The sequence below is a fragment of the Nitrospirillum bahiense genome, from assembly GCF_007828025.1.
Taxonomy (GTDB): domain Bacteria; phylum Pseudomonadota; class Alphaproteobacteria; order Azospirillales; family Azospirillaceae; genus Nitrospirillum; species Nitrospirillum amazonense.
In genome coordinates this window covers 177,439-191,756 of the sequence record NZ_VITO01000006.1, presented here as the reverse complement: position 1 = coordinate 191,756, position 14,318 = coordinate 177,439, and the positions used below count along the sequence as shown (strand labels likewise).

The window sequence follows — 14,318 nt, the reverse complement described above, 5'->3', positions numbered from 1 at the left end:
TTGCCGCCGTCTTAGCGGCTTTCCGCCTGGCGGTTCCCGGCAGATTCGGCGGCCTTCTGGCACATGTAAAAGCCATCCTTGGTTGTGCCGTAATAGCGGCTACCCTGTAGATGGTAGATGGCCGACGCGGGGTTCACCCAGACCACTGGACTTTTGCAGACCTTGGCAGCGGCAGCTGGGTCGGAGTAGTGCTTGCCCTCGGCAGCCAAGGCGACTGGAGATGCCAAGAGGATGCTGGCAAAAAAAGATAAAATGATGCGACGCATAATATATCCTAAAGGGCTTTGGTATTATGAGTGTCGTTGCGATCAACCAACCCTTGAGTAAGGATGTGAGTTCTTAATATAGGTATTTAAATAGCCTCCCTTTGACGGAGATTGCATTAGATTTTCATAAACTGTTTCCGTGACGTTGTAGTACTGATATATCGAGCCATTATGAAACTGTATCTCCAGAGTCTGTGAGGCGGGATCATATCCGACTGATGAGACATTACTTGATGCGACGGCTGTTCTATCCATAGTTATTCCTCACCTGTTGATGTTTGATCTTGAACTGGAATCCGTACAATTTTCCTGTCGGCCACGGTGGCGGTGGTACTTTGCGCGCGCCACGAGGCAACTACACGATCGTAGCCCTCGGCGATTCGACGGCGTGACCATGCTTCAGTAACTTTGGGGTCGGTGCTCTTGGGCTGATGTTCTTCTGAGGGGAGCGTAATTCGACAGCGCACAGGAAGGCGCGCGGCTTCACCAGTGATAATGGCTTCACCGGTACGTAAAACTGGGAGAAGGTCCATGAGACCGGCTAAATTATCGGGAAGTGCTCCCTTAACTCTTCCTCGATCTGCTGGATTCGATAAACGAAGTGCTATCAGGGTTCCGCATTGAGAAAGTATAGTTTCATCAACCTCTGCTGGTCGTTGCGATATGATCATTGCGCCCACGCCATATTTACGTCCTTCTTTTGCTATTCTCTGAACAATACTTAAGGCCATGTCGCCGCTATCGGGGCTAAGATATCTATGTGCCTCTTCCATTACGATAAGTAGCGGTCGAAGTGTCCCGCCTTCGGTTTTTTCTCTGCTCCAAAATAGAGCATCATAAATTATTCTAAGAATTGATCCGATAAGCCTGACTAAAAATGGGCTAGGCACACCGGAAAGATCTAGGATAGTGATGGGTTTTTCGTGGCCAAGCCAACCGCTTAGCAGGACATCCAGGTCTGATTCTATGCTCCCATCAGTTCTTGGCTCCCACTGGCCAGGGTGAAGTATGAAATCATACCTCTTATCAAGCAATCTTGAGCGGAGAAGATTTAATTGTCTTCTAATTCCTTTTGCTGCTTGGTTAAGGAATGGCCCAGTATTCCCCATTGCATGGGGCTCATATTGAGGTGGCGTAAGCGTATCTGCATTACCTTCCGCATTGAGAGCGGGTTTATCTCTTTGTGGTCCGACAAACGTCATTGTCTCAAAGTCTATTAAATCGTACCAAAGTTGATGCAAGCTAAATGGAATTGGACTGTCTACCGTTAATGAGCGCGGGTCAATTCCGGGGAAATTCTGCGCTTGTATGGCAGCATTTTTTAACTCGAATATCTTATCGGCGAACGCAATTTCTTGATTTTCTGTAAGCTTACCAACTAGTATTTCTAACAACTCATTGGTTTCCAGAGCCCAATATGGAACATGTAGGGCATTTTCGCCAGGCTGCGGAGCCACTCGGAAGATTTTAGCGACATCAGATAGCGCTGATGAATATTCGCCATGTATATCGAGTAGAATAATTCGGGCGCCCGGCGCTCCAAAATCCTTACCTATCGGTTTGACGATGGATCTTAAAATGCTCGAAACGGTGGTTGATTTACCAGAGCCTGTTGATCCGAGAATTGCCGAATGCCTGGTCACCAAACTATCCAATGATAGTCGAACGCTAATATTCTCAGAGCTTGACAGTGTTCCAATAGAAACCTGATCACTCTCTCCGTATCCGTAGATCTTTCTAAGGTCTGTGTCGGTTACGATATGAACAGTGTCATTTATGTTCGGATGTTGACTTAGGCCTCTTTCGAAGCGGCTTCCAACAGCTTCGCCTGCAAGCTCAACGCGCATCCAGCGGCCGGTATCGATCTTGTCTGGGGATATTGCGGGGGGAGCAACAGTGGCCCCGACTTCGCACACTACCCCATACAGATCCTGATATCCTTGAGGCACTCTGACGAAGCTTCCGACCTGGCCCACGCGATGAGTGTGTCCATTTATAATCGCCAAGCCAGAAGCCAGAGATTCGGCAAGTTTGACCGTTACAGATGCACCGGAAACCGCACTAACGGTTCCTAAGAAGGTGGGGTCGTTCTTATTCACGGCATCACATCCGCAGGAGAGGCTTCAGTTACGGGCGGTGAAATAGGAAGCGCCTGTGCGGTTGAAAAATCTGTTGCCTGCGTGAGTGCGCAAAATTTCGCGAACTGTGCGAAATCGCCCAGCAGGAATATATTGGGATCCCCGTCCCACCGTGGTCCCCAGAAGCTTGCTCTAATCTCCGCCCAATTCTTGGGTAGCTCGCCGGGCGCCCATTGGCCCGGAACGCCGCTGATGACAGCGCCATCTGCTGCGTATACCGCCAAGTTGGGGCGGCTATATGCTAGCTGACGCGCAGGTTCCTCTTTTTCCAGGTTCATGTACTGGAAGGCGAACACGGAGGCATTCGCGTTCATGGCTAGGGCTTCATCGAGGACGGCACATATATGAGCGTCTCTAAAAGAGAATCCTATCGTGAGCAGTAAAGTATCTGGCGTTAGGAGGAAGCGCTTAAGTCTCTCAAATAAAGATGAATATGGCTGTTTCTGTGTAAGATCATATTTTAGATGATCGGGATATACGAGATTGGCTGCCGATTTTCCTCGTCCCCGAACTACCGCCCCTTTTTCTACGGCCCATCCCAGGGAGCCGTGGATTTTCCAGAGCCGTGACCAGCGTGGCGGAAGATCGTCACCTGCGACCGTGACTGGATCAAAGAAAGGGGCGTTGCCACCTGAGAATCCATCAAAATAAGGCGCCTTCGCTCTCTCGAAGGCCTCTTCGAATAATAAATCATAGTTTGTGGTGAATATTTCAACCGCGCCAGACCTAAGTGTTCCGCTGACCCAATTAATCAGATGAGTATATGGATTTGGACCTAAGGGTAGCTCGGCGCCAACAATATTACCAATTTCGCTGCATATCGAGGCTCCCAGTGCTTTGTAACCGTCGCTATCCAAGCCATTCACTTGGATGGAGCCGATTGCTTGCTCTAATAGTCGAATTTTTGATAATATTGTTTCGATATTTGCATTGCTTCCAAGTGATGTACGAATATCGTTTGCGGCAATTGACTCTTGTCCGCTCAATTTACTCAGAACGGTTGTCGTTAGCTGATCAACTCCTGGTATAATAGGTCGCCCGTTAGTGACAATTTCATTCTGATCGTTGACTTTAATCGCCAAAGGAGCGCCAGCCCCAACTAGTAATCCTATTCTCTTTCGGCCCTGAGATAGAAGATGACGAAGATCTGCCATAAATCTATCTGGATTATGTTGCGTTTCCAATTATTATATCCTTATTAACCAGAATATCGTTCGTCTATATTTAGGCGTCGCGCTCATATGGCGCATTATTTCGTTATGTGTATTTCTGTCTTCTTTCGAATCGAATTCGACCGTGGCGAATTTCAGAGATTGAGATCAAGCGGGGCATCGTTGAATCCTGCCTATAGGCGTACACGCGAAAGATGGTATCCCCTGGGATCACAAATGCAAACGATGGAGTGATGGGTACCACGCAGAGTGTCAAACGTCGTGGTGGATGGCTGTTGCATCGCCGGTCATTGGCTCTATGGTCTGGCTCCCGGTTCGGCGCGGGTAGAATGGGCCTGGTTCATAAAATGGAAGAAGGCGGGCTAGACATTGCGCATCCTACACACCGCTGACTGGCATATCGGGCAGATGCTGAACGGCTGGACCCGCGAGGTCGAGCACCAGGCGTTCCTGGACCACCTGGCCGATGTCATCGAAGAAGAAGCGGTCGATGCGCTGATCATCGCCGGGGACGTGTTCGACGGCATCAACCCCTCTGGCGACGCCCAGCGCATGCTGTATTCGGCTCTGGCCAAGTTCAGGCAGCGGCGCCCGCACCTGACGACGGTGATGATCGCCGGGAACCACGACCCCGCTGGCCGCCTGGAAGCGCCCGATGCAGTGCTCCAGGTGGTTGGCGTGCATGCCCTGGGCACCTTGCGCTGGAAGGATGGCCAGGTCGACCTGGACCGCCACCTAATCCCGGTCGCCGATGCCAATGGGCAGGTGCGGGCGATGGTGTTGGCCATCCCCTTTCTGCGCGCCGCCGATCTGCCCGGCCTGACGTTGGGTGCTGAAGTCGCCAGTGGTTCTCCCGTCGTCGCAGCGACCCGAGCGTTCCATCAGCAATTGGCTGCCCAGGCGCAGGCCCGCGCGGGCGGACTGCCGATCATTGCCACTGGCCACCTCCACTGTGCCGGGGGAACCGAATCCGAGGGTGTGGAGCGGCGCATCCTGATCGGCGGTGAACACGCGGTGCCCCCTGAGATCTATGACCCCGCATTCGCTTACGTGGCCCTCGGCCACCTTCACCGACCGCAGAACCTTGGTGGCGGGCGGGTGAGATATTCCGGTTCGCCCTTCCCCCTGTCGGCGGCGGAGATCGGCTACGACCATGGCGTCACCTTGGTCGACATAGGGGAAGATGGGATGACGGCCACTCACCGCCCGCTTCCACGTCCCATCCCATGCCTGCAATTGCCGGAGCGGGGTGGAATGAGCGTTGGGGACCTGGATGCGGTCCTGACGGCGCTAAACCTCGATGTATCGGCTCCACGGGATCGTCACCCCTTCGTTTGGCTCAGGTTCCTGGCGGACCGTCCCGTGCCCAACCTGTTGGCTGAAATCGAGACGGTGCTGGAACGCCATGCTGTTCGGCGGGCAGGTGTCAGGATTGAGCAGGCAGCCCGTGCTGCATCGGAAGCTGCCCCGCCGGTGTCTTTGGCCGAGACCTCCCCCGAGGAACTGTTCGTGAGCGTGTTCCAGGACATGCACGGGATGCCACCTGATGCCCGCCACATCGCAGCTTTTCGCGACGCCCAGGTGGGGGAATAAGCGATGCGGATCCTCGCCATCCGGGGCCAGAACATCGCCAGCCTGGCCGACAAGTTCGAGATCGATTTCACCGCTGAGCCACTGAAATCGGCGGGCCTGTTCGCCATCACGGGTGAAACGGGAGCGGGCAAGTCGTCCATCCTGGACGCCCTTTGTCTCGCGCTCTATGGGGAGTGCCCTCGTTTCAGCCAGACCGGCGGTAACGAAGATGTGCCTGACGCCAGTGGCGAATCGATTAAGGCTCGCGACGCACGTGGTGTCCTGCGCCGAGGGGCGTCACAAGGCCATGCCATGGTGGATTTCGTCGGACTCGACGGTGAAGCCTATCGGGCCACATGGACCGCCCGGCGGGCGCGAGGGCGGGTGGATGGGCGCCTACAGAACATCGAGCGCAGCGTTCAGCGCCTGTCCGATGGCCAGGTGCTCGATAGCCAAACGAGAGCTGTCGAGGCGAAGGTTCCCGCGCTGACGGGGCTCACATACGACGAGTTCCGCCGTACGGTGCTGCTGGCCCAGGGTGACTTCGACGCCTTTCTCCGTGCCGACACCAAAGACCGTGGTGCCCTGCTTGAGAAGGTGACGGGCACAGAGATTTACCGCGACATCTCGATTCGCGTTTTCGACCGATACAGCAAGGCGAAGGCTGATCACGACTTGCTGGTGGCCCGCCGAGCAGAGCACCAGCTTTTGTCGGAAGAGGAACGCGCGGCCCTTGACGACGAAGAGAAGGCCTTGCTGGCGGCCATCGAGGCAGCACGAGCCGGACGCCAGGTCCTGGAGGCCGATGTCGGTCGCCATAAGGCCTCGGCAGAAGCTCAGCGGCGGCATGAGGAGGCCGTTCGGGTCGCGGGCGCGGCGGACGCCGCTCTTGTGGAGGCAGCGGGAGATCGTGCCGACCTGGAGCGAGTTGACCAGATTGAACCACTTCGTCTCCCGTGGGCCCGCGCCAGGACGGCATCAGCCAGTGTGACCAAGGCGGAGGGAGAGGTTTCGCGAGCGCAGGTCACCCTGGAGCATGTCACCCAGGAGGCTGTTGCCCGCCGACAAGAACAGGACCTAGCGCAGGCTGCCGTGAACGAGGCCGAGCGGGTCTTCAAGGAATTCGGTCCCACCTGGTCCAGGGCTGCGGACCTCGACAGCCGTATCGTTCGCGCCGACCAAGAGGCCTCGCAGGCCGCCATGGCAGCGGCGGCAGCGGTGGACGAGCATTCACAGGCTCTGGTGCAGTTACGCGAGCTGGATACCGAAAGGGCTCAAGCCCAGGCCCGGCGACAAGGTGCCCAGGCTGTCCTGGAGGCGCGGCCCCAGGCGGCTGTGCTGGTTCGGAATTGGAACCAGATCACCCAGGCCTTCGATGACCGGCACACGGCCCGCCGGAGCGCCCTTAAAGCTCGCCAGCAGGCTGGTGTGGTTGATGCCGAGGTGCAGGAGCTGCGGGCGGCGCTTGGCGAGTTGGAGAAGCAGGATGTTGCTGACCAGGCGGCGCGGTCCGAGTTGAATCGCGGCATCCTGGACCATCAGGATCGGCTCGTCCGGCTGGCGCCCGAGGTCACTGCGCGCCGGGTGGAAGCCTTGGGCGACCAACTGACTGTTTTGGGCGACCTGAAGCGCACGTCAGAAGACTACGACAGGGCTCAAACGCAGGCCCAAACGGCTCAGACATCCCTCGCGGCAGCCGAGGCGGACAGAGATGCCGCAGCGAAGCAGGTCCAGGACGCAGAGCGGGACATTGGAGAGGCCGAAGCTGAGGTCAAAGCGCTGATGGCGCCGACTGACCGTGCATTGGCTGCTGTCTCGGATAGCGCGCAGCATCTTAGGAAGGGATTGGTGCCAGGACAGCCTTGTCCGGTTTGTGGCGCCAAGGAGCATCCCATTCATGCCGACGCGGTATTGGCCGAGTTGGCTCGTGGCCTTCAGGCTGACCTGGATGCGGCTCGGGAACGTGCTGAGAAAGGTCGGCATCTCCTTACGAGGGCCCAGGGGAAGGTCGCGCAGGCGGAAGCCGCGGCCAAGCAGTTGCGGACCAACATTCAAGAGGCCGGGGACAGGGCTGAAGCGGCCGAACGCCTTTACGTCGAGACCCTTCCCAAGGCGGAGCGATCTGACCTTCCCGCCGGACCGGCCGGTGCTGTGACCGCCATACTTGAGGTGGGCCGCCAGCTTGCAGAGGAGCGGCGAACCCTACAGGGCCAACTTGGGCAGGCGGAAGAATTGCGTCAGGCGATCACCCGCCTAACCACCGAGCGAGACCGGCTGACGGACGCGCTGGAACAGCGGCAGGGAAGGCGGCAACGCCTTTCTTATGAGGCGAACGCCAAAGGGCAGGCCCATGCGCTTCTCATGCAAACTGCTGCCACGGCCGAGGAACGCGTCGGAACCATCGATGCGGGCCTCGCCTCGGCACTGGAGGCTGGGGATTTGACCCAGGCCGACCTGGAGATTGACGCGGACGAGGTACGTCGGGTTCTCGCCGACCTAGTGACCGAACGAGAAAATGCTGAGGCCGAGGTTCTTGCCGTGGACGCTGTCTTGGCTGGGCTCGCTCCTCGTATCAGCGGGACACAAGCGCGTGCTGAGGAGCTGCTCATCGGCGCCGAAAAATTGAAGGCGGCGGCCGACGTGCGGGCGGAAGAGCTGAAGCAGTTGCGGGGTGAGCGGGCGGGGCTTCTCGGCGGCGAGGCCACCGATGTTCACCGAACCCGGATCAATGACGCCCGGACGGCAGCCATTGCGGCCAGGGATGAGGGGCAGCAGGAGCTCCAAGCTGCGGAGTCGGCGGTCGCTATGGCCAAGCAGGCGCTGTCGGGGGCGGCAACGGCTTTGGCCGAGTGCCAGGCTGAGCAGTTAGAGGCCGGTGGTGTCCTGAATGACACTCTGGCGAGCCATGGCCTGACCGCTGATGAGCTTTCCGAAATACTGTCCCGGCCGCGAGCTGAGGTGGAGGCGCTGCGGACCCGTTTGGCGGCACTGGCTGACCGGCGGACGAGTGCGCACGCGGCGCTGCGCGAGCGTCAGAGTGACTTGGCTGCTGCGGAGGCCGCCGGTGTTCCAGAGGTTCCGTTGGAGGATTTGCAGCAGCAAATTTCCAGCATCGACAATGAGCAGTCCACTCGGCAGGAGCGAGTCGGGGCCATTCGTGGTCGGATGCAGACCGATGCTCAGGCCAGGCGGAACCTGGCTGGGCTTGAGGCCGAGATCGCGGAGGCGCGGGCCACGTTCGATGTCTGGCAGGCCGTCAACAGCGCCGTGGGATCCAAGAACGGTGACCGGTTTGTCCAGCACGCGCAGTCGATCACGTTGGACCTCCTGGTCGACCGGGCGAACCATCATCTTGCCGACTTGAAGCCCCGCTACCGTCTGGTTCGTGCGGGCCAGGACTTGGCGATGCATGTCGTGGATCGGGACATGGGGGACGAGGTTCGGTCGGTTCGAAGCTTGTCCGGCGGCGAGCGCTTCCTGGTTTCCCTGGCCTTGGCTTTGGCGCTTTCGCGGATGGGCGGGCATGGTGGGCTGGCGGCTACGCTGTTTATCGACGAGGGCTTCGGTTCGCTGGACGCCGAGAGCCTGGACTTGGCCATTGACGCGTTGGAGGCGTTGCAGAGTCAGGGGCGCACCGTGGGTGTCATCAGCCACGTCGAGATGATGAAGGACCGAATTCCCGTGCAGGTGAACGTCACGCGATCGGGTGGCGGCAAGAGCCGCGTATCCATCAAAGGGACGAACTGGGCTGAAGGCGTGTGAACGCTAGTGGCGAGCAACAAGTTGGCATCTGGAGCGCACGCTTTGGCCACCATTTTACGGCAATGCTGGGAAGTCTCGTTGATAGCCCCGCACCATGTCTCGAAGCTGTGGAGGGGAAATAACCTCAACAGAATTTCCCCAAGAGTATAAATGCCAACACATCTCTAGGAATCCGGATGCATAGAATTTAACTAATATCGATCCATCATCAAGTTCAGTAATTTCCTGAGTTGGGTGAAAAATGAATCGCCTAGCATGTTGTGCTGATTCCGGCTTAAATCTCCATATAACCTCCCCGTATTCCTTGTCGCTTTCATAAGATCCGAAGCCTCGTTCAGCGTGGTGTCGGATATTAAAATCTTTATCTAACGTAAAACTCTGATCCAGCACTTCAGCTTCGTAAATATCTTCGACAGAATAATGCTGCAATCTTGCTCCCGCTGGCTTTCCTGTGTCGCGCGCAACGAGATAGCGACGAACGCCGAGTAGCAATCCATGGGGCGCGACCACCCTCTCTCTAGGGTGTTCTTCATCTCGTTTGCGGTAGAGGATTCTGAGCAGGAAGGGCCCCTTGAGTGCTTCTGCGATAGCTGAATCGACGGCGCTAATTGATACGGGGCGTGGTCCAGGCCGCGCTGCGTGCCCGAGTGCTTCCAAGAGAGCTTCCTCATCTACTTCAAGCCGCCTGCCAGCTTCTGGTGGGATCAAAGCGCGGACTTTCTTTTCAAGCTGCCGCAAAACACCGGCCTCTCTGAGCATCCTTGATGCGCCGAGTTCAGTTATCGCGGTGACCAAGGCCGCGAGTTCGTCGGCCGATGGCATGAGGAATGGGGTCAGGGTACGGATGGGCAATACCCAGCGTGCGCGTCGATCTTCGTCATATATTTGTTCTGTTTGGGGAAAGGTGGACATGAGGGCTGCGGACATGCGCTGAGCAGTTCGATGAGCGCAACCAAACTCCTCGACGATCTCGTCAAGTGAGACACCGCGCCGTCTCGTTGCCAGCATCGCTAATTGAAGCAATTCCTGGGCTTTCGCGAATGCCATGCATCTCTCCCTACGACCATATCTAGCGCCTGGTCATACCAGGTCGCGCCTACCGATCTGAAACTTAGCTAATGCTCTTTGCGCACTACCAAACAAAGGGGTGACAACTTTTGACGTACGAGGAGGGTAGATTTCCTTGATAGGCCATAATCGTGGTCTGTGTCCTACCCATCGTCCTAATGCAGGAGCGTACTCATGCAGTTCACGCAATATGATCTGGGTCACCTCAATCACGGCAGCGTCGTAGAGGTTGTTTTGCAAGGCAATTCGGCCAATGTCCGACTCATGGATTCCGCCAATTTCAATAGCTACAAGTCGGGCGGTCGGCACAGCTTTATCGGCGGGCGCGCAATCCGTTCACCTGTCCGCCTCGCGGTTCCTAACTCGGGTACCTGGCATGTGGCCATTGACATGCAGGGGCTTCGCGGGTCGGTTCGTACGGCCATTCGCGTAATTCCTGGCTAGGCAATGAATGTGTGGAGGTGTTGATCAAGGGTCGCCGCCGCAATATCTGGAAGATATTAAGTAACTATGGAGCGATTTCGGCACATGGCGGCGACCACATACTGATAATGAATAGATTTATTTCACAACAGGTTTGGTCATATCTGCTTTTAACATATTTTATTAATTCAGAACAATCTTCATTATTTTATGAGATTCCACGAAAATCTTGATGATGGAGGATAATATGGCAGGTGTATCAGTAATTGACAAAATATCTGGACCGACATTTGAAACTTTGGAGAGGATGACAAAGTTCAATGTTAGCTTAACTTTAATAACTGTTTCGTTATTTTTGGACATCATGCTTATACAAATATTTAAAAAAGGAGTACTATCTTTTGAATGGGAATGGGGTGATGGAGCTCTTTCTGTTTCTGTCGTGTTAATATTTGTTATATCTTATTGTATATATTCGTCCATTATGGTTCCAGGTCTTCGTATGGTGTGTGATGGTGTGCTATTTCCTGTAATGTTTAGGCTATTTCATTGGGATACCGGAAAATGGTCGAATCATCAGAATTATATCTTGCTGTCGGAATTAAGGAATGTTGCTTTGGCGGAAGAGAGCGCATTCAAATACAATATTTGGAAAGAGGAAGATGAAAAGGAAAGGAAATGGAATGAGGATCAAAATACCATACAAAATATGTCGTTCTCATGCTTTCTATTGATGGTATTTGACTATTTCTCTGGGGCGGAATCACTAATGAGCAAGTTGGGGATTATCGTTCATGGATACGATATAAAGGCTATTTTCGGTGATCTTGTCTATATATCTCTTGTGATATCTGTTTCCCCTTGGGCTATGTCGCTATGTCGCTATGAAGGTCTTCGGCGCATTGACTACGCGCCACTCGCCCGCAAAGACTTCTAATTTTGTAGACGGTGCTCTCAATATGCGTGACGGCGTAGCCAATTGAAGGTGGCGGCGCCCTGGGGCTTGTGGGCGTCGTGACTTGAGAGACTGGTAAGATCCCCAGCGTCTCCTTTGGCCGTGTGTCTAGCTCAATTTAGGAGTTAAAGCCCATCTAGATGCGCCGCCACCCTGTTGTGGCGGCGCACTTAATTTAGCTTAGCACTCCGGTTGGGACTGCCGATTGGAAATTCAACCTAAGCGGCTGACCAAACCTGATTCAACACCTGTGCCGCCAAGGCAGCCTTATCCTGAGGCAGGAACCGGGCGTAGTGGTTGGCCACGGTATCCGGGGTATCTTGGATGGCGTAGCTGGCCTGCTCGAAGGAGCCGGTCTTCTTCAGGATGTGTGTCGCCAGCACGTCGCGGACGCTGTGGGGGCCATGAGGCAGTAACCCCTTGATGGCGCCGCGCCCAGTGTAGGGGTTGTAGATGCCGTACCGCTGGATGATCAGCCGCCAGGCCTCGTAGAAGGTGGTCTGGTTATAGGCCGCGTCCATGGAGGTGGTTTTCACCGTCTTCACGAAGAAGGTCCCGGGGTCAGCGGCGCCCCGCAGCAGCGCCTGCCGGTGGCGCTCCAGGTAGGCATCGATGAACCCAAATAGTCCACCTAGGTCGGGCAGCAGCAGCCGGAACGGTTTGCCGCCGAAATAGGATGAGGTGGCGTTCTTGAAGGCCTCGGCCGGGATGACGACCTCCCATCCCTGATCGCGGGCGCTCCACCGTAATTCCCCGCATTTCCGGTCAGCCAGTTGCCGCTCAGTCAGCGGTATCTGACCGCGCCGCTTGACCAGAAGCTGCCGGAGGTTCTTCTGCCGGACGCCCAGATGCAAACCGAGACGGATCAACAGGAGCGACCGCACGGCTTCTGCCGCCGCGACCGGGTATCGGTTCTCATCGGGCATGTATGCCAGGATCTCGTCAGCGATCTTACGGTATTCGCCCACCGGGCTGTCCGATTCCAAGATTGGTAGGATCGGCTCAAAGGGATCCCGGTGCACCCTAATGATTCGCTGAAGCTCTTTCGCCCGCGCGATGACGTGGCGATGGAGTGCTTCGCAAGTTCCCGCCCAATCGGCCTTAGCTACCTCGATCTCGGCTGCCGATACCAAGCCGGGTATAGGTTTCAGGTTCTCCGCCAGCTTCGGTGACTGTCGTAGCCAGCCGGTATCCGCCCGCGCCATGGACGCTCCGAGGGCGAGCATGTCGACCTCCCAGGCCGTATAGAAGCCCCGGCGCCGTTCCCGCCACTGGATGTACCAGTCCCATGTGGCTGGGAAGGCAAGCAATGCGAGGCAGAGATTTCGCGTGGGCACGCCCAAGCCCCGGATGGCGCTGCCGGGCGCGGAGCACATGGCGCCGAACAGAAGGCCCAGGTGCTCCAACTTCTGGGAGGCTGTCTCGCTGCCCCATACCCCCGACCGCTTGTAACCGATAGCCGTCAATGTGGAGGTCTTGAATCGAACCAGGTCGCTCATCTCGGCCGCCAATCTGGCTGGGGCCAGCCTGGTCCCCCACGCCAGGTCAGGATCGGTGTCCTCATGATCCAGCGAGTCCTCCTGATCGGCGGATGAGCTGAGCTGATGAGCGGCAGGAACTTCGAAGAAGCGCAAGGCGTAGCGCTGCTTCATGGCCGCCGCCTGGAACTGCCGATAGTCCGTGGCGCCGGTGACGATATGCGTCCGCACCCAATCCAGGATCTGCTCGCGCTCAACCGGCGGGCGGCTGGCAAAGTCATCGGGAAGGTGCCAGGCGAGACGCCGTTGTTCCGCTGAGCCGACGCCTGCAATGTCATGACCTTTGGGCGCGGAATTGCGGTTGGGCAACTTGGCGGCGAGGTGGCCATCTGGCAGCCGGTACCGGCGTTCGATGAGCTTTAGGACGCGCCGCGTCTTCAGCGTGCCGGGGACGGCTCGACCCCGAAGCCAAGACGTGATGGTGCGGTAATTTACGTCCGGCTCGTCCAAGCAGATGGCTCGGTGCAGCGACCAGGTGGTGTCCCCATGCCGCACCATGTGTAGTTCGAGTGCCTCGGCGAAGGACGCAGGCTCGTCGGCCGGAGCTTCCTCCAGGGCAACTGGAAACTCGACGATCGGCTTGGGTGGGACACCCGATTTTTTGCGAACCTTCGGAAGCGGCGGTTCCACGTTGCCGATCAGCATGATCCGTGCTCCCGGCGCTGGGCCGGTGACAGGCGTGCTGGGTGTCATAGGGACCGCGACCGGCGGCGCTGCCTTCTGGCGCGGTGACTCAAGTTTCGGTGCTGGGACTCTTGGGGGTGCCTTCTGGCGGGGCTTCAAGGGTGGCAGCTCGGCCAGGCCGCGCACTATGGCGTCCAGCGCGGGCCGAAGAATGGGGGCGGCTGTTTCCAATGTTGCGGTGGGCAATCCGATGTCGATGGCCAACTGCACCGTGTTGAAGGCGGCGCTGGACCGAGGGGGCGTGGTCCGGGTTCGGATGAGATTGATCAGGTGCACACGAAGCTGTTCGGCCTCGCGAGGCGGGATTACGCGGGTGATGCGTGCTTTACAGAAATCCGAAATCATTCGGGCAAGGACTACGGTGCTCATTAGGGTTCCAGGCATTTACAAAGAAGCCCGGAGTTGTGCCTTACTGTTCCTGATACCCGCCAGCAGGAGCAGTTGAATTGGCTAGGGACATCAGTGAACGCGACGTATGGCTGGCAGCCAACGTGCTGGTGAAGCAGCATGGGGGTGATGCGCCGATTTTTGCCGCCACGCGAGCTGATGAATGGCTGGCGGCGGGCGACATGGACCAGTACCTGCTGTCTAAACGCATCCTGCATGCCGTCGATCAGCTACTGCTCGCCAAGGTACCGGAAGGCTGCCAAGTCATGTGAAGGCCGCGTCGGCAGCGGGGGGAACGTCGCGTTGACATAAGAACAAAAAGAGAACATTATCCCCGTGATGTTCCTGATATG

The 14,318-nt window shown here is 56.9% G+C and carries 11 protein-coding genes; 5 read left to right on the top strand and 6 right to left on the bottom strand.

All coding sequences use genetic code 11. The annotated features are described in order from the left end of the window. Positions 1 to 11 precede the first annotated feature (11 nt). From FBZ88_RS10895 to FBZ88_RS10880, 4 genes are read right to left on the bottom strand one after another with little or no spacing between them, the layout of a single operon-like run. Complete coding sequence (locus tag FBZ88_RS10895; RefSeq protein WP_145616819.1) at positions 12 to 266, bottom strand: hypothetical protein; 255 nt, start codon at positions 264 to 266, stop codon at positions 12 to 14. Positions 267 to 308: 42 nt separating this feature from the next. Then, positions 309 to 521, bottom strand: a complete 213-nt coding sequence (locus FBZ88_RS10890) for a KTSC domain-containing protein (RefSeq protein WP_145616818.1) — start codon at positions 519 to 521, stop codon at positions 309 to 311. 2 nt (positions 522 to 523) lie between these two features. Next, positions 524 to 2,365: an ATP-binding protein gene (locus tag FBZ88_RS10885; protein ID WP_145616816.1), complete on the bottom strand. Its 1,842-nt coding sequence runs from the start codon at positions 2,363 to 2,365 to the stop codon at positions 524 to 526. Further along, entirely contained in the window at positions 2,362 to 3,588 is a 1,227-nt protein-coding gene (locus tag FBZ88_RS10880; RefSeq protein WP_211102609.1) for an SIR2 family protein, read from the bottom strand. Before FBZ88_RS10880 ends, FBZ88_RS10885 begins: the two co-directional genes overlap by 4 nt. A 357-nt stretch (positions 3,589 to 3,945) precedes the next feature. Between FBZ88_RS10880 and FBZ88_RS10875 the strand changes: the two genes are divergently transcribed. Both FBZ88_RS10875 and FBZ88_RS10870 read left to right on the top strand, forming a co-directional pair. Continuing rightward, entirely contained in the window at positions 3,946 to 5,169 is a 1,224-nt protein-coding gene (locus FBZ88_RS10875; RefSeq protein WP_145616815.1) for an exonuclease SbcCD subunit D, read from the top strand. A gap of 3 nt (positions 5,170 to 5,172) precedes the next feature. Then, the gene (locus FBZ88_RS10870; protein WP_145616814.1) at positions 5,173 to 8,910 is read left to right on the top strand and encodes an AAA family ATPase; all 3,738 of its coding nucleotides are present in this window, start codon (positions 5,173 to 5,175) and stop codon (positions 8,908 to 8,910) included. 54 nt (positions 8,911 to 8,964) lie between these two features. Here the strand turns inward: FBZ88_RS10870 and FBZ88_RS10865 are convergent, their stop codons facing one another. Beyond that, the gene (locus FBZ88_RS10865) at positions 8,965 to 9,957 is read right to left on the bottom strand and encodes a helix-turn-helix transcriptional regulator (RefSeq protein WP_145616813.1); all 993 of its coding nucleotides are present in this window, start codon (positions 9,955 to 9,957) and stop codon (positions 8,965 to 8,967) included. 195 nt (positions 9,958 to 10,152) lie between these two features. Between FBZ88_RS10865 and FBZ88_RS10860 the strand changes: the two genes are divergently transcribed. Beyond that, positions 10,153 to 10,422: a DUF1883 domain-containing protein gene (locus tag FBZ88_RS10860; RefSeq protein WP_145616812.1), complete on the top strand. Its 270-nt coding sequence runs from the start codon at positions 10,153 to 10,155 to the stop codon at positions 10,420 to 10,422. Between the two features lie 211 nt (positions 10,423 to 10,633). Then, positions 10,634 to 11,338 (top strand): hypothetical protein, encoded by a 705-nt coding sequence (locus FBZ88_RS10855; RefSeq protein WP_145616811.1) that lies wholly within the window; start codon positions 10,634 to 10,636, stop codon positions 11,336 to 11,338. Positions 11,339 to 11,574: 236 nt separating this feature from the next. On the opposite strand, the gene FBZ88_RS10850 is transcribed toward FBZ88_RS10855, so the two are convergent. After that, positions 11,575 to 13,947 (bottom strand): hypothetical protein, encoded by a 2,373-nt coding sequence (locus FBZ88_RS10850; protein ID WP_246138610.1) that lies wholly within the window; start codon positions 13,945 to 13,947, stop codon positions 11,575 to 11,577. A gap of 77 nt (positions 13,948 to 14,024) precedes the next feature. Here FBZ88_RS10850 and FBZ88_RS10845 point away from each other — a divergent pair, with 77 nt between their 5' ends. Beyond that, positions 14,025 to 14,237, top strand: coding sequence for a hypothetical protein (locus tag FBZ88_RS10845; protein WP_145616808.1), 213 nt, complete (start codon positions 14,025 to 14,027; stop codon positions 14,235 to 14,237). The last annotated feature ends 81 nt before the right edge of the window (positions 14,238 to 14,318 follow it).

What these genes read in the sequence shown, in the direction of transcription:
- FBZ88_RS10895 (WP_145616819.1), bottom strand. Translation starts at nt 266, where the DNA reads ATGCGTCGCATCATTTTATCTTTTTTTGCCAGCATCCTCTTGGCATCT.
- FBZ88_RS10890 (WP_145616818.1), bottom strand. Translation starts at nt 521, where the DNA reads ATGGATAGAACAGCCGTCGCATCAAGTAATGTCTCATCAGTCGGATAT.
- FBZ88_RS10870 (WP_145616814.1), top strand. Translation starts at nt 5,173, where the DNA reads ATGCGGATCCTCGCCATCCGGGGCCAGAACATCGCCAGCCTGGCCGAC.
- FBZ88_RS10865 (WP_145616813.1), bottom strand. Translation starts at nt 9,957, where the DNA reads ATGGCATTCGCGAAAGCCCAGGAATTGCTTCAATTAGCGATGCTGGCA.
- FBZ88_RS10860 (WP_145616812.1), top strand. Translation starts at nt 10,153, where the DNA reads ATGCAGTTCACGCAATATGATCTGGGTCACCTCAATCACGGCAGCGTC.
- FBZ88_RS10855 (WP_145616811.1), top strand. Translation starts at nt 10,634, where the DNA reads ATGATGGAGGATAATATGGCAGGTGTATCAGTAATTGACAAAATATCT.
- FBZ88_RS10850 (WP_246138610.1), bottom strand. Translation starts at nt 13,947, where the DNA reads ATGAGCACCGTAGTCCTTGCCCGAATGATTTCGGATTTCTGTAAAGCA.